At 70.3% G+C, this 19,241-nt stretch carries 16 protein-coding genes; 4 read left to right on the top strand and 12 right to left on the bottom strand.

Going from position 1 to position 19,241, the window contains the following annotated elements; genetic code table 11:
- Positions 1-86: 86 nt before the first annotated feature.
- The 5 genes from G5C60_RS39410 to G5C60_RS39390 form a co-directional block, all read right to left on the bottom strand.
- Positions 87-1,436, bottom strand: a complete 1,350-nt coding sequence (locus G5C60_RS39410; protein ID WP_165267009.1) for a sigma-70 family RNA polymerase sigma factor — start codon at positions 1,434-1,436, stop codon at positions 87-89.
- Positions 1,437-1,652: 216 nt separating this feature from the next.
- On the bottom strand, positions 1,653-3,554 hold the full coding sequence (dnaG, locus tag G5C60_RS39405; RefSeq protein WP_165267007.1) for a DNA primase: 1,902 nt from the start codon (positions 3,552-3,554) through the stop codon (positions 1,653-1,655).
- Positions 3,555-3,600: 46 nt separating this feature from the next.
- On the bottom strand, positions 3,601-4,866 hold the full coding sequence (locus G5C60_RS39400) for an FAD-dependent oxidoreductase (protein ID WP_165267005.1): 1,266 nt from the start codon (positions 4,864-4,866) through the stop codon (positions 3,601-3,603).
- 121 nt (positions 4,867-4,987) lie between these two features.
- Positions 4,988-6,310 carry a deoxyguanosinetriphosphate triphosphohydrolase gene (locus G5C60_RS39395; protein WP_165267003.1) on the bottom strand — a complete coding sequence of 441 codons (1,323 nt, stop codon included), beginning with the start codon at positions 6,308-6,310 and terminating at the stop codon, positions 4,988-4,990.
- Positions 6,311-6,469: 159 nt separating this feature from the next.
- Positions 6,470-7,369 (bottom strand): sirohydrochlorin chelatase, encoded by a 900-nt coding sequence (locus G5C60_RS39390; protein WP_165267001.1) that lies wholly within the window; start codon positions 7,367-7,369, stop codon positions 6,470-6,472.
- Positions 7,370-7,595: 226 nt separating this feature from the next.
- Here G5C60_RS39390 and G5C60_RS39385 point away from each other — a divergent pair, with 226 nt between their 5' ends.
- Positions 7,596-8,297 carry a SanA/YdcF family protein gene (locus G5C60_RS39385; protein ID WP_420907454.1) on the top strand — a complete coding sequence of 234 codons (702 nt, stop codon included), beginning with the start codon at positions 7,596-7,598 and terminating at the stop codon, positions 8,295-8,297.
- A 26-nt stretch (positions 8,298-8,323) separates the two neighbouring features.
- Here the strand turns inward: G5C60_RS39385 and G5C60_RS39380 are convergent, their stop codons facing one another.
- Together G5C60_RS39380 and G5C60_RS39375 are read right to left on the bottom strand one after the other, a co-directional pair.
- Positions 8,324-9,421 (bottom strand): fatty acid desaturase, encoded by a 1,098-nt coding sequence (locus G5C60_RS39380; RefSeq protein ID WP_165266999.1) that lies wholly within the window; start codon positions 9,419-9,421, stop codon positions 8,324-8,326.
- Between the two features lie 129 nt (positions 9,422-9,550).
- Complete coding sequence (locus G5C60_RS39375) at positions 9,551-9,754, bottom strand: cold-shock protein (RefSeq protein WP_165266997.1); 204 nt, start codon at positions 9,752-9,754, stop codon at positions 9,551-9,553.
- 318 nt (positions 9,755-10,072) lie between these two features.
- Between G5C60_RS39375 and G5C60_RS39370 the strand changes: the two genes are divergently transcribed.
- Both G5C60_RS39370 and G5C60_RS39365 read left to right on the top strand, forming a co-directional pair.
- Complete coding sequence (locus G5C60_RS39370; RefSeq protein WP_165266995.1) at positions 10,073-12,286, top strand: molybdopterin oxidoreductase family protein; 2,214 nt, start codon at positions 10,073-10,075, stop codon at positions 12,284-12,286.
- Between the two features lie 172 nt (positions 12,287-12,458).
- Positions 12,459-14,555, top strand: a complete 2,097-nt coding sequence (locus G5C60_RS39365) for a glycoside hydrolase family 36 protein (protein ID WP_338146061.1) — start codon at positions 12,459-12,461, stop codon at positions 14,553-14,555.
- A gap of 71 nt (positions 14,556-14,626) precedes the next feature.
- Here the strand turns inward: G5C60_RS39365 and G5C60_RS39360 are convergent, their stop codons facing one another.
- Positions 14,627-15,478, bottom strand: a complete 852-nt coding sequence (locus tag G5C60_RS39360) for an acyl-CoA thioesterase (protein ID WP_165266993.1) — start codon at positions 15,476-15,478, stop codon at positions 14,627-14,629.
- A gap of 79 nt (positions 15,479-15,557) precedes the next feature.
- Complete coding sequence (locus G5C60_RS39355; RefSeq protein ID WP_165266991.1) at positions 15,558-16,640, bottom strand: aldo/keto reductase; 1,083 nt, start codon at positions 16,638-16,640, stop codon at positions 15,558-15,560.
- Between the two features lie 117 nt (positions 16,641-16,757).
- Here G5C60_RS39355 and G5C60_RS39350 point away from each other — a divergent pair, with 117 nt between their 5' ends.
- Positions 16,758-17,594, top strand: a complete 837-nt coding sequence (locus G5C60_RS39350) for a helix-turn-helix transcriptional regulator (RefSeq protein ID WP_165266989.1) — start codon at positions 16,758-16,760, stop codon at positions 17,592-17,594.
- Between the two features lie 158 nt (positions 17,595-17,752).
- Here G5C60_RS39350 and G5C60_RS39345 read toward each other — a convergent pair whose 3' ends face one another.
- From G5C60_RS39345 to cutA, 3 genes are all read right to left on the bottom strand, one after another.
- Positions 17,753-18,247: a DUF6069 family protein gene (locus G5C60_RS39345; RefSeq protein ID WP_165266987.1), complete on the bottom strand. Its 495-nt coding sequence runs from the start codon at positions 18,245-18,247 to the stop codon at positions 17,753-17,755.
- Between the two features lie 107 nt (positions 18,248-18,354).
- On the bottom strand, positions 18,355-18,771 hold the full coding sequence (locus G5C60_RS39340) for a gamma-glutamylcyclotransferase (protein WP_165266985.1): 417 nt from the start codon (positions 18,769-18,771) through the stop codon (positions 18,355-18,357).
- Positions 18,768-19,088, bottom strand: coding sequence for a divalent-cation tolerance protein CutA (gene cutA, locus G5C60_RS39335; protein ID WP_165267010.1), 321 nt, complete (start codon positions 19,086-19,088; stop codon positions 18,768-18,770). The genes G5C60_RS39340 and cutA overlap by 4 nt, the downstream gene beginning before the upstream one ends.
- Between the last annotated feature and the right edge of the window lie 153 nt (positions 19,089-19,241).

Here is a 19,241-nt window from a genome sequence, read left to right as displayed (position 1 = left end):
GTCCAGGGGGCGGAGCCCCCTGGTGGGGTCCGGGGCGGAGCCCCAAGGGACGGGAATGGGTAGGGGCGGCGGGGGCGGATCCCCCCTCAGTCCAGATAGCCCCGCAGCTGGTCCGCGAACGCATGGTCCCGCAGCTTGTTCAGGGTCTTTGACTCGATCTGGCGTATGCGCTCGCGCGTGACGCCGAAGATGCGGCCGATCTCCTCGAGCGTGCGCGGACGCCCGTCCGCGAGGCCGTAGCGGAGTTGGACGACCTTGCGCTCGCGTTCACCCAGGGTCGACAGCACCGCCTCCAGGTGCTCCCTCAGCAGCAGGAACGCCGCCGACTCCACCGGACTCGTCGCGTCGCCGTCCTCGATCAGGTCGCCCAGCGCCACGTCGTCCTCCTCGCCCACCGGGGCGTGCAAGGACACCGGCTCCTGCGCCAGCCGCAGGACCTCGCTGACCCGCTCGCTCGGCAGGTCGAGCTGGCCGGCGACCTCTTCGGGAGTCGGCTCGTAACCGCGTTCCTGGAGCATGCGGCGCTGTACGCGGACCACACGGTTGATCAACTCGACGACGTGGACCGGGACTCGTATGGTCCGGGCCTGGTCGGCGAGGGCACGGGACATGGCCTGCCGGATCCACCAGGTCGCGTACGTGGAGAACTTGTACCCGCGGGCGTAGTCGAATTTCTCGACTGCCCTGATCAGGCCCAGATTTCCTTCCTGGACCAGGTCAAGCATGGTCAGCCCGCGCCCCACGTACCGCTTGGCGACGGAGACGACGAGCCGCAGGTTGGCCTCGATGAGGCGTCGCTTGGCCATCCGCCCCATGACCACCAACTTGTCGAGGTCGAGGGCGAGTTGGCTGTCCAGGTCGGGAGCCGGGGTGCGCGCCAGCTTCTCCTCGGCGAAAAGGCCCGCCTCGACGCGGCGCGCGAGCTCGACCTCCTCGGCGGCGGTGAGCAGCGGGATCCGGCCGATCTCCCGCAGGTACTGGCGGAACAGGTCCGAGGAAGGGCCACCGGTGTCCGCCGAGCGCCCACGAGGCGGCAGCGGCTCGACGGGCTCGGGAGCCTCGGTCTCGACGGCCACCTCCACGGCCACCTCCACGGCCGTCCCGGCGGGCCCGGCCGTCCCGACGGCGCCGGCGGGCGGCTCGTCGAGATCGGGCGGGCTCCCCGACTCGGTTTCGGGATGGTGCGCGACACGGTTCTGCTGCGGTACCGCCGGGATGACGTCCGTCTCGGCGTCGGTGGTGTTGTCGGTCTGGGCGAGGGTCTGGGTCTGCACGGGGGCGACCTCCAGGGTGATCGCTGCTGAGGCGTGCGGCAGCGGTACTTCGCGAACGGACTCTGCGGCCGCGCCGCCGTCCGTCCCGTACACGTTGAGCGGAACCGCGGGAATGGGGGACCCGTCGCGTTCGGGTCGGCCGCGCTCCGAGGACTCAGGCACCGGAACCCAGTGTGGAGTACGACACATCCTCGCCACGAGGGGCGTGCGAGGACTTTTTGAGTCCGGTCCGTGACCGGGTGGTTACCCTGACGCACGAGTGCGCTCGGAAGGGGGCGTGAAACCCCCGTTCCAGCGCTTTCGAATCCACGTCAGAGCGCCTCTGCGCCCCCGGTCACAGCGCCTCCGCGCCCCGGTCGCAGTGCCTCCGCGCCTCGGTCAGAGCGCTTCCGCGCCTCGTTCGCGCAGCGCCTGCCCGTACTGCTGGAGTACCCACAACTCGTTCTGCACGGCGGCCAGCTGGGCCGGGTCGCCCTGCGCGCTCGCGCGGGCCAGGGCACCCTGGACGTCCCGGACGCGGCGCTCGACGGCACGGCGGCGGACCATGACGAGCTGATCGCCCGCGTACAACTCGTCGACGGTCTTGCGCATGATGGCCTCGACGGCCAGCTCCGTGACCATGGCGCGGACCGCGTTGTCCGGGGCGGCCTCGCGGACCCGGACCAGATACTCCTGGGGGTCCTGGACGCCGTACTCGGCGCCGCCCGCGTCCATGATGGCCTGGCGCACGGCCGCGTACGGCGGGGCGGTGAACTCGTCGATCCCGTACGCGTCGAAGGCCGGGGAGACCAACTCCGGGCGCTGGAGGGCGAGTTTGAGCAGCTCGCGCTCGGTGGCGAACACGGGATTGCGGAGGTTGAGGGCGGGGCCCGAGGGTGCTCTCACAGCGGCGTACGTCTGCTGGGGGCCCTGCTGCGGTGCCGGGCCCGGGCCCCTGCCGCCGCGGTCGCGGGCCCAGCGGGCCAGCTGGGCGACCCGCTTGACCACGAACTGCGTGTCCAGGATGCCGAGCATGCCGGCGAGCTGCACGGCCACCTCGTGCTGGGCGCCGCTGTTCTTGATGCGGGCCACGATGGGCGCGGCCTCGTCGAGCGCGGCGGCGCGGCCGGCGGGGGTCTCGAGGTCGTAGCGGGCGACGATCTGGCGCAGCGCGAACTCGAAGAGCGGGGTGCGCGGTTCGACCAGGTCGGCGACCGCCTCGTCGCCCTTGGCGAGGCGCAGTTCGCAGGGGTCCATGCCGTCCGGTGCGATTGCGATGTACGTCTCGGCGGCGAACTTCTGGTCGTCCTCGAAGGCGCGCAGGGCCGCCTTCTGGCCGGCCGCGTCGCCGTCGAACGTGAAGATGACGCGAGCGCTGCCGTTGTCCATCAACAGGCGGCGGAGGATCTTGATGTGGTCGCCGCCGAAGGCCGTGCCGCAGGTGGCGATCGCTGTCGTGACACCGGCGAGGTGACACGCCATGACGTCCGTGTAGCCCTCGACCACGACCGCCCGGCTCGACTTCGCGATGTCCTTCTTCGCGAGATCGATGCCGTACAGGACCTGGGATTTACGGTAGATCGCCGTGTCGGGGGTGTTCAGGTACTTGGGCCCGTTGTCCGACTCGTACAGCTTTCGTGCGCCGAAGCCGACGACCTCGCCGCCGATGTCGCGGATGGGCCACATCAGGCGGCCGCGGAAGCGGTCGATGGGGCCGCGGCGGCCTTCCTGAGAGAGGCCGGAGAGGAGGAGTTCCTTGTCGGTGAAGCCCTTGCCGCGCAGGTAGCGGGTGAGGTGGTCCCAGCCCTGGGGGCTGTAGCCGACACCGAAGTGCGCGGCGGCGGCCTGGTCGAAGCCGCGCTCGGCCAGGAACTTGCGGCCCGTGTCGGCCTCGGGGCTGGTGTCGAGCTGCTCGATGTAGAACTGGGTGGCGATCTTGTGGGCCTCCACCAGGCGGATGCGCTCGCCGCGCTGGTGGGAGGGGTTGTAGCCGCCCTCCTCGTACCGCAGCGTGATGCCCGCCTGCCCGGCCAGGCGCTCGACCGCCTCCGAGAAGGAGAGGTGGTCGATCTTCATCACGAACGTGATGGTGTCGCCGCCCTCCTGGCAGCCGAAGCAGTGGAAGAACCCCTTGCTCGGGCTGACCTGGAAGGAGGGCGACTTCTCGTCGTGGAACGGACACAGGCCTTTGAGGTTGCCCCCGCCCGCGCTCCGCAGCTGGAGGTACTCGGACACCACGGCGTCGATCGGAACCGCGTCCCGAACCGCCTTCACGTCCTCGTCGTTGATCCTTCCGGCCACGCGTGAATTCTACGGGGGTGGTGTGACAGTCGAGTACGTCCGTCGGTCACGAGGCCAGGCTGTCCAGCGGAACATGCGGGTCCGCAAGTGTCTCCATGTCCACCTGAGCCTTCGACCGGATCAATTGCTGGATCGGCTCCGTGACATCCCACACATTCACGTTCATCCCGGCGAGCACGCGTCCCTCCTTCAGCCAGAAGGCGATGAACTGCCGCTTGCCCGCGTCTCCACGGATCACCACTTGGTCGTACGAGCCTGGGGGCGCCCAGCCCGAGTACTCGAGCCCGACGTCGTACTGGTCGGAGAAGAAATAGGGCACCCTGTCGTACGTCAGCTCGCGGCCGAGCATCGACCGGGCCGCCGCGGGGCCGCCGTTGAGGGCGTTGGCCCAGTGCTCGACGCGCAGCCGGGTGTCGAAGAGGGCGTGGTGGAAGGACGCCGCGTCGCCGGCCGCGTAGATGTCGGGGTCCGAGGTGCGCAGCCGTTCGTCGACCACGATGCCCCCGCCCTGCGTGCGGTCGGCGATGTCCAGGCCCGCGGCCTCGGCGAGGCCGGTGCGCGGGGCGGCGCCGATCGCGGCGAGCACGTCGTGCGCCGGGTGCTCCTCTCCGTCGTCCGTACGGGCCGCGAGGACCATGCCGTCCTGGCCGGTGATCTCGGTGAGCCTGGTGCCGAAGTGGAAGCGGACGCCGCGCTCGGCGTGCAGCTCGGTGAAGATCTGCCCGATCTCGGGGCCGAAGACCCCGTACAGCGGAGTGGGCTGAGGCGCGACCACGGTGACTTCGGCGCCGTACTCGCGGGCCGCCGCCGCGACCTCCAGGCCGATCCAGCCGGCGCCCGCGATGACGAGGTGGCCGTTGTCGCGGCCGAGCGCGGCGAGAACGCCCTTGAGGCGCTCGGCGTGCGCGAGGCGGCGCAGGTGGTGGACGCCGACCAGGTCCGTCCCCGGGATGTCGAGGCGGCGGGGCTCGGCGCCGGTCGCGAGCAGCAGCTTGTCGTAGCGCACGAGCGTGCCGTCGTCGCCGAAGCGGACCGTCTTCGCGGCCGGGTCGATCGCGTCGACGGTCTGGCCGAGATGCAGCTCGATGTCGTTGCGCGCGTACCAGGCGGGTTCGTGCACGAAAACGCTGTCGCGCTCCTCCTTGCCGAGCAGGTAGCCCTTGGACAGCGGCGGGCGCTCGTACGGGTGGTCGCGCTCGTCACAGATCAGTATGACGCGGCCGGTGAAACCCTCCGCGCGGAGGGTCTCGGCCGCCTTCGCGCCGGCCAGCCCTCCTCCGACGATGACGAATGTCTGATCCGCGTCGACCACTTGGTGCCTCCTCGTAACGGTGTCGCCACATGAGCGTCCCGCACGCAGCGTGATGCGGGAAGAGGTAGTGGCCCGATCAGGCCACGCAGGGTCACGTACGTACTCCTTCTTGTCTTGCCGGTCAGCGAGCTGTCAGCCGTGCGTGCAGGGAGCGGGCCGAGATGTCCGTCAGGGCGGCGATCTGGTCGACGAGCACGCGCTTGCGGGCCCTGTCGTCCGGGGCCTCGTCGAAGAGCGCGCGGAACTGCGGGTCCAGGCCGTCCGGCGCGCGGGCGGTGAGTGCCTCGGCCAGTTCGGCGACCACGATCCGCTGGTCGGCGCGCAGTTCCTCCTGCTCGGCGCGCTGCATGACGTACCGGTCGGCGACCGCCTTGAGGACCGCGCACTCCAGGCGGGCGCTTCTCGGTACGACCAGCTCGGCGGCGTACCGCGTGAGCCGTCCCGTGCCGTACGCCGCCCGCGTGGCACCCTCCGCGGCCAGGCAGAAGCGGCCGATGAGCTGGCTCGTGGCGTCCTTGAGGCGGGCCTGTGCGACGGCCGATCCGTCGTAGCCGTGCGGCCACCACTCCTGGTCAAGGAGCCGGTCCAGGGCCTCGGCGAGCTCGGCGGGATCGGTGTCCTCGGGGACGTACCGGCCGATCGCCACCGCGAAGACCGACTGCCGCTCCGGCTCCGCGTACAGACAGCCCGGGTCGATGTGGCCCGCGTGCAGGCCGTCCTCGACGTCGTGCACGGAGTACGCCACGTCGTCGGACCAGTCCATGACCTGGGCCTCGAAGCAGATGCGGTGGTCGGGGGCGCCCTTGCGGACCCAGTCGAAGACGGGCCGGTCGTCGTCGTAGACCCCGAACTTCGGTGACGCGGGGTCGGTGGGATGGGTGCCGCGCGGCCAGGGGTACTTGGTGGCGGCGTCGAGGGCGGCGCGGGTGAGATTGAGGCCGACGCTGATGAGGTCGCCTGTTTCCTCGCTTCGTTGGAAGCGCTTGGGCTCGATGCGCGTCAGCAGCCGCAGTGACTGGGCGTTGCCCTCGAAGCCGCCGCAGTCCTCCGCGAACTCGTTCAGCGCCTGCTCGCCGTTGTGCCCGAAGGGCGGGTGTCCCAGGTCGTGCGAGAGGCAGGCCGCCTCGACGAGGTCCGGGTCGCAGCCGAGGGCGGCGCCCAGCTCGCGGCCTACCTGGGCGCACTCCAGGGAGTGGGTCAGCCGCGTACGGGGACTGGCGTCCCAGGCGTCACTGCGGGTGCCGGGTGTGACCACCTGGGTCTTGCCTGCCAGGCGGCGCAGCGCGGCGGAGTGCAGCACGCGCGCGCGGTCGCGCTGGAAGGCGGTGCGGCCGGGGCGCTTGTCCGGTTCGCCGGCCCAGCGGTCGACTGACGTCGGGTCGTAGCCGGACGGTGGGATCTGGTTTCCGTACGGCTGGGGGGTGGCGGGTGCGGTGCCTTCCATGTCTCGACATTAAGCGTCGGCAGTGACAAATGGGTGGTGGTGGGTGCGGGGTGCCTACTCGTTTGCCGGGTTCTGAATTGCTGCGAGTGCGGGTCGTATGTGGCTTGTCGCGCAGTTCCCCGCGCCCCTTAACAGGGGCGTTGCCGTCGTCGTCGCGTTTCAGGCGGATGCCAGTTGGGGGGCCGCCGTGGTGGTCGTGGCTGCCAGTGTCTGGTCGTAGCGGTGCAGGACCAGTCTCGCCATCGCTGGGTGGGCGCCGAGCGGGGCGGCGGCTATCCAGGGGGCGGCCTCGGCGCACTCGGTGGCGAAGCGGCCGGGAGCCGTGAAGTACGAGGCGATCGCGACCCGGTGGCGGCCGCGGGCCGCGAGCGCGCGGACGGCCTGCGGGACGGTGGGGGCGGCGGAGGCGTACGCCGGGACGACGGGCACCCCGAGTCGCTCGGCCAGCAGCTGGGCGGTGCGGCGGGTGTCGACGGCTGCTTCGGGGTCCCGGGAACCGGCGGCGGCGAGCACGATCCCGCTGGTGCGGCGGGCGGCCTCACCGGCCCGCGTCCGCCAGCCGGCCTCGACGAGCCGCGCGTACAGCGCCTCGATCAGGAGCGGGTGCGGGCCGAGCGGGGCGGCCACGCGCGTGCGTGCCTGTGCCGCGGCCGCGGCTTCGGGAATGTCCTGCTTGACGTGGTAGCCGCGGCTGAGCAGGAGGGGCACGAGTACGGCGTCGGCGGTGCCGAGGGAGGCCAGCGTGTCGGACAGCAGGGGCTCGTTCAGCTCGATGTGGCCGAGGTGCACGGGCAGCCCGGAGCGCAGCTCGCGGATCTTCTCGATGAGGGCGCGGATGGTGCTCAGGGCCCGCGGGTCACGGCTGCCGTGGCCCACGAGAACGAGCGCGGGCGGCGCGGCACGCCGCGTCCCGTCGAGCGAGACGAGGCTGAGCTGGCTGCCGAGCTGGCTGGTGATCCGGTTCATGAGTTGCGCCGTACTGTCGAGGTGAGCGCCCCGAAGCGGCTGGCCGCCGGAGCGTGTCTTGGACTCGTCGCGAGGTTGGTTCGACGCCGTCATGAACTGATGGTGGCGGTACGACGTTGCCGCCCCGTTGCGCGGGAATGACGGGTGTTTTCCGGGGGTTCACGGCGGGGTGCGGCGGATCGTGAGGTCACTCGGGCGGCCGTCGGTGAACCGGATCAACGTCCGCTGCGTCCCTGTCGTCGAGGCCACTGACCTGGGAGGAAACCGAATGCGCCATCTGAGGCTGCGCCGACCGCGGTTGCGTCGGCCTCGGCTGCACATGCCCCGGCTGCGGCTGCCTCGGCTCCGACCGGGGCGACCGCGGCTGCCGCGCACCCGTGCCGGGCAGCGGCGGGCCGTGCAGGCCGTGATGCTCGGGTGCGTGCTGGCGCTGCTCCCTTCGACGTGGATGTTCACGGCGGCGGACGACCGGCTGCGGACGACGCGGGACGTGCCGCGGACCGGGGTGGCGATGGTGTTCGGGGCCGGACTGCGGGGCGAGGAGCCCTCCCCGTATCTCGCCCACCGCCTCGACGCGGCGGCGGAGCTGTACCGGGCGGGCCGGATCGAGGTCGTCCTGGTCACCGGCGACAACAGCCGCGAGGACTACGACGAGCCGGACACCATGCGCGCCTACCTCACCGGGCGCGGCGTCCCCGACCGGCGCATCGTCAGCGACTACGCGGGCTTCGACACCTGGGACTCCTGCGTCCGCGCCAAGAAGATCTTCGGCGTCGACGAGGCCGTGCTCATCAGCCAGGGCTTCCACATCCGCCGGGCGGTCGCCCTGTGCCAGGAGGCGGGCGTCACCTCGTACGGCGTCGGTGTGGCCGACCGGCACGACGTCACCTGGTACTACGGCGGCGTCCGGGAGATCTTCGCGGCGTCCAAGGCGGCACTGGAGGCGGTGTTCGAGCCCGATCCCCGGTTCCTGGGGCCGCAGGAACCGGGGGTGTCGCGGGCGCTGGCTACGGCGAGGTAGCGGGCGCGCTGTGCGGACAGATGCGATCAGTACTCCAGTTCGGGGCGGCGCAGGGGCCCGCCGACCGAGTGGAGGTGCCGCAGCACCTGCGCGTACGAGTCGAAGAGTCCCGTCTCGTGGTACGCGATGCCGTGCCGGGCGCAGAACGAGCGGACGAGCTGCTGGGCGTGGCGCAGGCTGGGCCGCGGCATGGACGGGAACAGGTGGTGTTCGATCTGGTAGTTCAGCCCTCCGAGCAGGAAGTCGGTGAGCTTGCGGCCGCGAATGTTGCGTGAGGTCAGTACCTGCCGGCGCAGGAAGTCGATCTTGTCGTCCTTGGCGAACATGGGCATGCCCTTGTGGTTGGGGGCGAAGGAGCACCCCATGTACAACCCGAACAGTCCTTGGTGCACGGCGATGAAGCACACGGCCTGGACGGGAGGCAGCACCCAGAAAACGGCGGCGAGATAGCCGACGAGGTGTGCCGTCAGCAGGCTCCCCTCGGCCACCTTGGTCGTCCGTGAGGTACGGGTGCCGGTGCGGTCGAGCATCGCCTTTACGCCGGCGACGTGCAGGGCGAGTCCCTCCAGCAGCAGCATGGGGAAGAACAGCCAGGCCTGGTGGCGGGCCAGCCAGGCGTACGCTCCGCGGCGGACGCGGGCGTGGTCCTGGGTGAAGGCGATCGCGCCTTCGGCGATGTCCGGGTCGCGGTCGACGTGGTTGGGGTGGGAGTGGTGCCGGTTGTGCTTGGAGATCCACCAGCCGTAGCTGAGACCGATCAGCAGGTCGGCGTGCATCCGGCCGAGCAGGTTGTTGACGCGCTTGGAGCCGGCGATCTGGTGGTGGCCGGCGTCGTGCCCGATGAACCCGGTCTGGGTGAACATCACCGCGAGGAAGGCCGCGGTCAGCAGCTGCCACCACGACTGTCCGATCAGGGCGAACGCGGTCCATCCGGCGGCCAGCAGGAGCAGGTTCCCGCCGACCTTGACGGAGTAGTAGCCCGGGCGCCGCTTCAGCAGGCCGCGCTGCTTCACCTCGCGGGACAGCACGGCGTAGTCGCTGCCCCTGCCGCTGGGCGGGGGTTTTGCCGTCTCGGCGAGCTGGGCCGCCGGTTCTGTGCCCCGGTTGATGATTTCAGTGCTCACGGTTTTCCTCTCGGAATGCGCGGGCCGATGCCGCCGGCGCGGGGGCAGGGCGCCGGATGCGGGAAGCCCTTGGGATACAGCGCGAAGCAGGCCCGCACGTGCGGGCCTGCTTCGGCGAGGGTGGTGTCCTCAGAGCGCGCGGACCTGGTCGGCCTGCATGCCCTTGGGGCCCTGGGCGGCGGTGAACTCCACCCGCTGGTTCTCCTCCAGGGAGCGGAAACCACCCGTGTCGATCGCCGAGTGGTGAACGAAGAGGTCTGCGCCGCCGTCATCGGGGGCGATGAAGCCGAAACCCTTGTCAGGGTTGAACCACTTCACGGTTCCTTGAGCCATGTGATGTCTCCTTCGAGATGTCGAGAGGACGAGTAGTGCGGAATACGCGCGCTCGCGCGATCCCGGGCTGCTGGTCGTCCGCCGCCGAAGAAAACCCCCGAAAACGACGAAGCGCCCGCTGTCAGAACTCCGCGGGCGCTCACACGTTCGCAAACTTCAACTACAACCACTCGTCACAACGCCCGGCGGGCCGGGGACGTTCCCCGCCCGGCCTGTGGGCACCCTCACGTCCACCCGGGTGGCGCGGGGAGGTCCCCGTGCCTGCCGTGTAACGGGACGCGTTGCGGTGCGTAACACGTCCGACGCACGCTGGACGGTATGCAGACCTCCGTGACGCCCACCCACTGCCCGTACTGCGCCCTGCAGTGCGGAATGAATCTCACGCCCGAGCAGGACGGGGGCGTCGCGGTGGTCGAGCGCCCCGACTTCCCGGTGAACCGCGGCGCGCTCTGCAGCAAGGGCCGTACCGCGCCCGCGGTGCTCTCCTCCCGGGTCCGGCTGACCTCGCCACTCGTGCGGAACGCCGGTGTCCTGGAGCCCGCCACCTGGGAAGAGGCGCTCGCCCGGATCGCCGACGGGCTGACCCGCACGCGTACGGAGCATGGCCCGGACGCGTGCGGGGTCTTCGGCGGCGGCGGGCTGACCAACGAGAAGGCGTACACGCTCGGGAAGTTCGCCCGCGTCGTGCTCGGCACCTCGCAGATCGACTACAACGGGCGCTTCTGCATGTCGTCCGCGGCGGCCGGCGGTATCAAGGCCTTCGGCCTTGACCGGGGGCTGCCCTTCCCGCTGGAGGACATCCCGAAGACGGGCTGCGTCATCCTCGTCGGGTCGAACCTCGCCGAGACGATGCCGCCCGCGCTCCGCTACTTCACCGAGCTCAAGGCGAACGGCGGCAAGCTGATCGTCATCGACCCGCGCCGCACCCGGACCGCCGAGCAGGCCGACCTGCACCTGGCGCCCCGCCCCGGCACGGATCTCGCCCTGGCGCTCGGCCTGCTGCACCTGGTCGTGGCGGAGGGGCGTACGGACGAGGCGTACATCCAGGAGCGTACGAGCGGCTGGGAGGAGACGCGGGCGGCGGCGATGGCGCACTGGCCGGAGCTGGTGGAGCGGATCACGGGCGTGTCCGTGCCCGAACTCCGCGAGACGGTACGGCTGTTCTGTGAGCCGGAGACCGCGATGGTGCTCACCGCGCGCGGGCCCGAGCAGCAGTCGAAGGGTACGGACACGGTGGGCGCGTGGATCAACCTGTGCCTGGCGACGGGCCGCGCAGGGCGTCCGCTGTCCGGCTACGGCTGCCTGACCGGGCAGGGCAACGGGCAGGGCGGCCGTGAACACGGCCAGAAGGCCGACCAGCTGCCCGGCTACCGCAAGCTCGACGACCCCGCGGCCCGCCGCCACGTGGCCGAGGTCTGGGGCGTGGACCCCGACTCGCTGCCGGGTCCTGGCCGCAGCGCGTACGAGCTCCTCGACGCCCTCGGTACGGACATCCGCTCGCTGCTGCTGATGGGCTCGAACCCGGTGGTCTCGGCCCCGCGCGCGGCCCACATCGAGGAGCGCCTGAAGTCGCTGGACTTCCTGGCGGTCGCGGACGTGGTCCTCTCGGAAACGGCCGCCCTCGCGGATGTCGTCCTCCCGGTCACCCAGTGGGCGGAGGAGACGGGCACGATGACGAACCTGGAGGGCCGCGTGCTGCTGCGCAAGCAGGCGATCACGCCTCCGGACGGCGTACGCAGCGATCTCGACATCCTCCACGAGCTCGCCGCCCGCCTGGGCGTGGAGAAGGGCTTCCCGAAGGACCCGGAGGAGGTCTTCGAGGAGCTGCGCAGGGCGAGCGCGGGCGGCCCCGCCGATTACTCGGGCATCACGTACCGCCGCCTGGTGGAGGAGAACGGGGTGTTCTGGCCTTGTCCGGCGCCCGGCTCCGTGCGGGATGCCGGCTCCGTGCGGGACGTCGAGGGATCGGAGGACTCCGAAGACTCCGCGCTCGACGTACTGCCGGACGACCCGGCGGGCGACCCCGCGGACCGCGCGACGGAACCGCACCACCCCGGCACCCCCCGCCTTTTCCTCGACCGCTTCGCCACCCCCGACGGCCGCGCCCGCTTCGTCCCCGTGACCCACCGGCCCCTCGCCGAGGAGCCCGACGCCGAGTACCCGGTGCTGCTGACCACCGGCCGGGTCGTCGCCCAGTACCAGTCCGGCGCCCAGACGCGTCGCGTGGACGAGCTCAACAGCGCCGCTCCCGGGCCGTTCGTGGAGCTGCATCCACGGCTGGCCGAGCGGCTCGGTGCCGAGGAGGGCGACTCCCTCGCCGTCGTGTCCCGGCGCGGACGCGCGACCGCGCCCGCGCGGATCACCACCTCGATCCGGCCCGACACCGTGTTCATGCCGTTCCACTGGCCGGGTGAGGGCCGGGCCAACACACTGACCAATCCGGCCCTCGACCCGACCTCTCGGATGCCGGAGTTCAAGGCGTGCGCGGTACGTGTGGAGCGCGCCGATCGCTCCGCGGGACGGGCAGTTTGACGCTGCGGGTGCGTCGTGGCTGGTCGCGCAGTTCCCCGCGCCCCTAAGAGGCCTACGGCCTCCTTAGAAGCCTGCGGCCTCCTTAGTTGATCGTGCGGGAGAGTTCGGGACCCTATCGCGGGGGTATCGCTTGACGAGGGACTAGGGACAAGGGCTACCGCGGGGGGATCGTGTGACGCAGGACCACAGTTTGGGCGTACAGCACTATCGCTGGGGGCATTCCGGGCTCGCCGTCGACTTCGATCTCGGCGGGGACTCGCCCCGGCTGCTCCGGGTGGGGTCGATGGATGCCGAGCCGAAGGATGGCGAGGGCGCCGCGCTGCCGCTGGTCGACCTCATCCTCGACGGCGAGGGCACCGGCTTTTCGGGGCCCCGGTTCACGGGGACGGCGCTCGGGCCGCGGCTGAAGTACCGGGCGCACCACGCGACGCACGCCGACGGCTGGCACCGTCTCACCGTCGAACTCCACGACCCCGCAAGCGGGTTGACCGTCTTCGCCGAGTACGCCTCGCCCGACGGCGTGCCCGTGCTGCGCTCCCGGGTGCGGCTCCGCAACGACGGTTCCGCGCCGGTCACCGTGCGCTCGGTCGGCAGTCTGCTGCTCGGCGCGCTGCCCTCACCCGACGACCTGCACGTGTTCCGGGCGCGCAACGACTGGCTCGCCGAATGCCGTTGGTACGCCGAGCCGCTCAGGGCGTCCGTTCCCGACATCGGCCGGGACGTTCACGAGCACGACAGCCGGGCCGCGGTGCGGCTCGCCGGGCGCGGCAGCTGGCCCACCGACGGGCACCTGGCGATGGGTGCCTTCGTCCACCGTACGGACGAACGGAGTTGGCTGTGGCAGATCGAGTCCGCGGCGAGCTGGTCCTGGGAGGCGGGCGAAGCCGGCGGGCACACGTACCTGACGTTGAGCGGGCCGACCGCGGACGAGCATCAGTGGCGTGAAACCCTGGAGCCGGGCGGGGAGTTCGGCAGTGAGTGGGCGGCGCTGGCCCTGGGCACCTGCTTCGACGGAGCGCTGGCCGCGATGACGACGTACCGCCGTCTCGTCCGCCGCCCGCACCCCGACCACGAACGGCTCCCCGTCATCTTCAACGACTACATGAACACGTTGATGGGCGACCCGACCACCGAGAAGCTGCTGCCGCTGATCGACGCGGCGGCCTCCGCCGGGGCGGAGTACTTCTGTATCGACACAGGGTGGTACGACGACGACGCGGCGGGCTGGTGGGACAGCGTCGGGGCGTGGCTGCCGTCCTCCGGGCGCTTCCCCGGCGGGGGGCTCGGAGCGGTGCTCGACCGTATCCGCTCGCGCGGGATGGTGCCGGGGCTGTGGCTGGAGCCGGAGGTCGTGGGCGTCCGCAGCGCCGTCGCGCGCGAGCTGCCCGACGAGGCGTTCCTGCGCCACGAGGGCGGTATCCGGGTCACCGAACAGGGCCGCCACCAGCTGGATCTGACCCACCCGGCGGCTCGTGCGCACCTGGATGCGGCGGTCGACCGGATCGTGGGTGAGTGGGGCGTGGGGTATCTGAAGCTGGACTACAACATCACGACGTCCGTACCGGGGTTGCTTCCGCATGCGCGGGCCTGGCTGTCCTGGATGTCGTCCGTGCTGGACCGCCACCCTTCGCTGGTCATCGAGAACTGTGCGTCCGGCGGCATGCGTATGGACGGTGCTTCCCTGGCCGTCGCGCAGCTCCAGTCCACGTCCGACCAGCAGGATCTGCTCCGCTATCCGCCGATCGCGGCCGCGGCGCCGACGGCTGTGCCGCCTGAGCAGGGGGCGGTGTGGGCGTATCCGCAGCCCGAGTTCTCGGACGACGAGATCAGCTTCACGCTCGGTACGGCGCTGCTCGGGCGGGTCCATCTGTCCGGCCACCTGGATCGTATGACGGAGCGTCAACTGTCGCTGGTACGGGACGCTGTGGCGACGTACAAGTCGATCCGGGGTGACCTGCGGTCGGCGGTGCCGTTCTGGCCGCTCGGGCTGCCGGGGTGGGCGGACGAGTGGGTGGCGGTGGGGTTGCGGGCTCCGGATGCGGGGGCGATGTATCTGTCGGTGTGGCGCCGGGGTGGCGAGGCCGAACGGACGCTGTCCCTGCCGCACTTGGCGGGCCGGGACGGCGTACGGGTGGAGATTCTGCATCCGTCGGCGTCTGCGTCGCCGTCGGCCGGTGCGGCGGAGTGGGACGGGGAGTCGGGGGCGTTGAGGGTGGTGCTGCCGGTGTCGCCGGGGGTGCTGTTGGTGCGGGTTGCCTCCGGCGGTTGAGCAGGTGCGTTCGTCACCGGACGCGGCAACGGGAAGATCCACGCGGACGCCGAGCCCGGCGTTGCGTCGGCCTAGCTTTCCGCCCGGGAAGCCTCCACGGACTTGGCGGACAGCTCGCCACGTGGCCCGGTGGCGTCGGCCACGCCCAAGCACTTGCTGCCGCGAAAGACACCGAGCTCATAATGCACGGAATCAACATCGAGAGCGCGGACAAGAATCCCGATCTCGTAGTCGCCAGGGTAGGTCACTTCACCGACGTACTGAATTCGATACGACCACGGGGACAGGTCCGGCACGCGCCCTCCCTCGCCCAATCCGATGGCCTGCCACGCAAACGCCGCAATGGCCTCGTCGTACCAGGTGGCCAGGGCGATGAAATTGACGTGCTGGTTGGAGTCGACGTCACCGATCCGGGCGCGCAGCGGGGCGAAATGTGCGTAGTGATCTCGCTGATGCCGCTCGGCCCCCGGACGGGTCACGACCGTCTGGCCCGACTCCGGCAGCTGCAAGTCCATCAGATCCGCGATCAACTCATCAGGAAGTGCGAGAGGTCCCGCCGCACCGCTCAGCACAATGGTGGCCTCGCCGCTCCCCACGCGCTTGCTGCCGACGAAGACCGCATGCTCGAAAGTGAATGACGATCGCCCGATGCGACGAACGCCGGTGTGCACCTGAACACTTGCGTCTGCCCGGGCGACGGGTGCGAGCCGTTCGACGCGTTGACTGACGAGCACAATGTGAAACGGGTCAAATTGGCCGGCGGCTACGAGTCGTTCGAAGCGACGCAGTCGGACGCGTAACCGGGCGTCCTCCAGCCAACGCGCCACCCCGATCGTGCTTGCCGAGCCATCCCGGCCGAGATCGGCCTGGCGCAACCGGACATCGAGCTGAGTCGGGAACACGGCATCACCTATGTCATTCATCGGCGAAGATCTTTCCAAGCCACGAGACGATTGATCAAGACCGAGACTATATGCCGTTCCCTCGGCGCTCGATCGGGTGTCAGCGGCGGGTTTCGATCTTCAGGTCGCCGGCGGTCACAGTGCGGATGTGGTCACTGGCGAGCAGGTCGTGCGGGTAGCCGAGTTCGATCGCGCCGGCCTCGTCGAGGCGGGCCAGTTGGGCGGCGGTGAAGTCGACCTCCAGGGCGCCCAGATTGTCCTCCAGCTGCGCGGGGGTGCGGGCCCCGATGATCGGTGCCGTCACGTCCGGGTTCTGCAGGGTCCAGGCCAGCCCGACCTGAGCGGGTGTGCGGCCCAGCTCCGTGGCGACCTCCTTCACGACATCGGCGATGGCGAGGTTCCGTTCGGTGACCATGCCCAGGTCGGCGTTGAAGTTCTTGCGGGTGCTTTCCCCGGATCCCCCGGATCCCCCGGATCCGGCGTTCGTAGCCGTCAGGTCGACGCGGCTGTACTTTCCGGTGAGCAGGCCGCCGGCCAGCGGTGAGTACGGGGTCACCCCCAGTCCCATCGCCCGTGCCATGGGGATCAGGTCACGTTCCGCGGCCCGGTTGATGAGGTTGTACTCGATCTGCAGCGCGACCAGCGGCGACCAGCCGCGCAGGTCGGCGATCGCCTGCATGCGCGAGATCTCCCAGGCCGGGGCGTTGGACATCGCCACGTACAGGATCTTGCCCTGCCGGACCAGATCGTCCATACCGCGCAGGATCTCCTCGACCGGTGTCGTGAAATCCCACACGTGCAGACAGAGCAGGTCGATGTAGTCCGTATTCAGCTGTCGCAGACTGGCTTCCACCGAAGCGAACAGGCTCTTGCGGTGAGCGCCCCCGGAATTCGGGTCGCCGGGTCGGCGCAGCGTCGTGTATTTCGTTGCCAGCACCAGGCTTTCGCGGTTGTCGCGGGTGAATTCGCCCAACTGACGCTCGGAGCTGCCATTGGTGTAGGTGTTGGCGGTGTCGATGAAGTTGCCGCCTCGCTCGACGTAGGTGTCGAACAGCTTGCGTGCCTCGTCCTGCTCGGCTCCCCAGCCCCAGTCGGTGCCGAAGGTCGCCGTGCCCAGCGCCAGCGGTGAGACCCGCAGCCCGGAGCGGCCCAGCAGCCGGTAGGTGTCGAGGGTGAGCGACATGGTCTTCTCCCGTGCTTGTGATCCGGTGTCGAGAACAAGCCTGTGACCGTCGCGAGCGGGGGGTAAGGGAAAGGAGCTCCTGGGAAGACCAGTCCTACCCTGGCTGTTGGACCGGGCATGACGATCCGCACCACCGTGGACACGACCCAGGAACTGGCCGCGTTCCTGCGGACCCGACGCGAGCGCTTGGACCCGCACGATTTCGGCCTGCCGTCGCGTCGGCAGGCCCGGCGGACCCCGGGACTGCGCCGCGAAGAGGTCGCCGAACTGGCCGGGGTCAGCATCGACTACATCGTGCGGTTGGAACAGGCCCGGGGGCTGCGGCCCTCAGCGAAGGTGGTGGAAGCGCTGGCCCGGGCACTGCGCCTGGCCCCCGACGAACGCGCCTACCTCTTCGACCTGGCCCAGCAGCGCCCCCGCAACGCCGACGAACCGGCCACCACCGCAGCGCCGCCGCTGGCCCGGCTGGTCGCCGACCTGTCGCCGCTGCCGGCCATGGTGATGAACCGCCGCTACGACATCCTGACCTGGAACGGCGAAATGGCGAGACTGCTGCTGGATTTCGACACCCTGCCGCCGTCGCAGCGCAATGCGATATGGCTGTGCCTCATGTATGCGAAGACGCGTGATTTCTATGTCGACCGCGAACGCGTCATGCGGGAGGCGATCGCTCACCTGCGCACCGCGTGGGCCGCGCATCCGGAGGATCAGGTGTTGACCGACCTCATCGCCGAATTCACCACCGGCCACGAGGAGTTCGCGCGATTGTGGGCCGGGCGGGACGTCAAGGTCAACGGCCGCGGGCGCAAGGTGCTGCGGCACCCTGACGTCGGTTCGATCGCAGTGCATTTCGAGACGCTTACGCCACTGCAAGACCCGGACCAGCTATTGGTGATCTACCGCGCCGCGGATGATGAGAGCCAGTCGGCATTGGACCGGTTGTCCGCAGGGTGATTGTCCGCAGAGTGATGTCGAACCGTCCGTTCGTGCAGTGAGTCGAACCGTCATTCCGGCGCGCATCTTGATCCATCCGCAGCCGCACCCTCGGTCGATGCCGAGGGTGCGGCTGCGGATGGATCAAGGTCGGCGCACAAGCCCGGCTGCGGGCCGCGTCACCGGCGGTGCTGGGCAAGGCGCCGTGCCAGCGCGGGAATGATCACGGCGGCGGCCACCACGTGGGACAGGGCCAGGACGACCTGGGTGGAGGTGGCGGTGTGCGGGGCGACGGCCGGGCCGGCGAGGGACAGGGCGGTGAGCGCGACGGTGATCACCACGAAGGTACGAGCGGGCCGCTTGGCCCAGCGGGCGAGGACGACCGCGAGGACGATCCCGGGGATCGACCAGAACAGCACGCCCCCGACGAAGGCGCCCGCCGTAATCTCCGCGGCTTCCTTGGCCCCTGGACTCGCCGCGGCCATCGGTACGCCGACGCCGCGGGCGATCAGGCCGAACACCTCGGTCACGATGGCACCGGCGAGAGTGGCCAGTACACCGACCTGCCACACGGCACGCGTGGCGAGGGACCGGGTGAAGCGGGTCGAGGAGGGGGAGGAGGCCAAGGAGGGGGACTGGACGGTGGTCTGGGTCTGGGGCGCGGTCACGCTCATGGTTCTGTCTCCTGTTTGTCGTCAGGCGGTTGGTGCGTCTGTCGTAGATGTAGACGGAGGGGCACCACAGAACTCAGCGGTGACCGGACGACTTTTTTTCCAGGGCCTCAACAAGCCCGCGCCCGCCAGTCCCCACCCTCGATGAGCTTGCCGCGGGACCGCAGGCGTGCGGCGACGGCAGGCGCGGCGACATACACCCACGCACTCACGCTCGTACCGTCCTCGCGCGTCACGTCCCTCGCCACCCGCTCGTACAGGTTCTCGGGGTCACCCGGCGCGTAGTCCTCCAACCGGTCGAGGGCCAGGAGGAGTTGCCCGTACCGCTCGGGTACGGGGGTGATCAGTTCGCCGCGGACCACAGCACCCCCGGGCTCGTCCACGGCGTACGGATAGCCGGGGCCCTCGTACAGCGCCGCCCCCGAAAGCCACCCCGGCACCTCGGAAACGGTGCGGCCGAGCAGGAAGAGGTCGTGGTTGGGTTCGCCGGGCCGCAGCGTCCCGTACACGAAGAAGGGCAGCGTCACCCCGCCGTCTCCCGCTCCAGCCACTCCAGGTACGCCGCACTCCCCCGCACCACCGGCGTGGCGATGATCTCCGGCGTGTCGTAGTCGTGCGCCTCGCGCAGATACGTCTCCAGCTCCGCGTACCGCGTCTCCGTCGTCTTGAACAGCACCTGCCACTCGGACGCGGTCTCGATCTGCCCCTTCCACCGGTAGACGGATGTGACCGGTCCCGAGACCTGCGCACAGGCGGCGACGCGCGTCGCGACCGCGCCCCGTGCGAGCGCCTCCGCCTTCTCCGGGGCGTCCGTCGTGGTCAGGACGGTGAGCCAGTCGGCCATGGCCATGATCAATCTCCTTTCCAGTCCTTCGCCGGCCTTTGCAGAAACGATTCTCACCCCTCACACAACCACCCGGCATCCGCTATGGACATGCCACGTCAGGGCCACCTAGAACTGACCGAACGTCCGCGCGCCTCCCCCCACGCCCCCACG

Source organism: Streptomyces scabichelini (genome assembly GCF_011045015.1).
GTDB classification, from domain to species: domain Bacteria; phylum Actinomycetota; class Actinomycetes; order Streptomycetales; family Streptomycetaceae; genus Streptomyces; species Streptomyces scabichelini.
The sequence above is the reverse complement of the archived record's forward strand: the minus strand, read 5'-3'. Positions and strand labels throughout refer to the sequence as shown.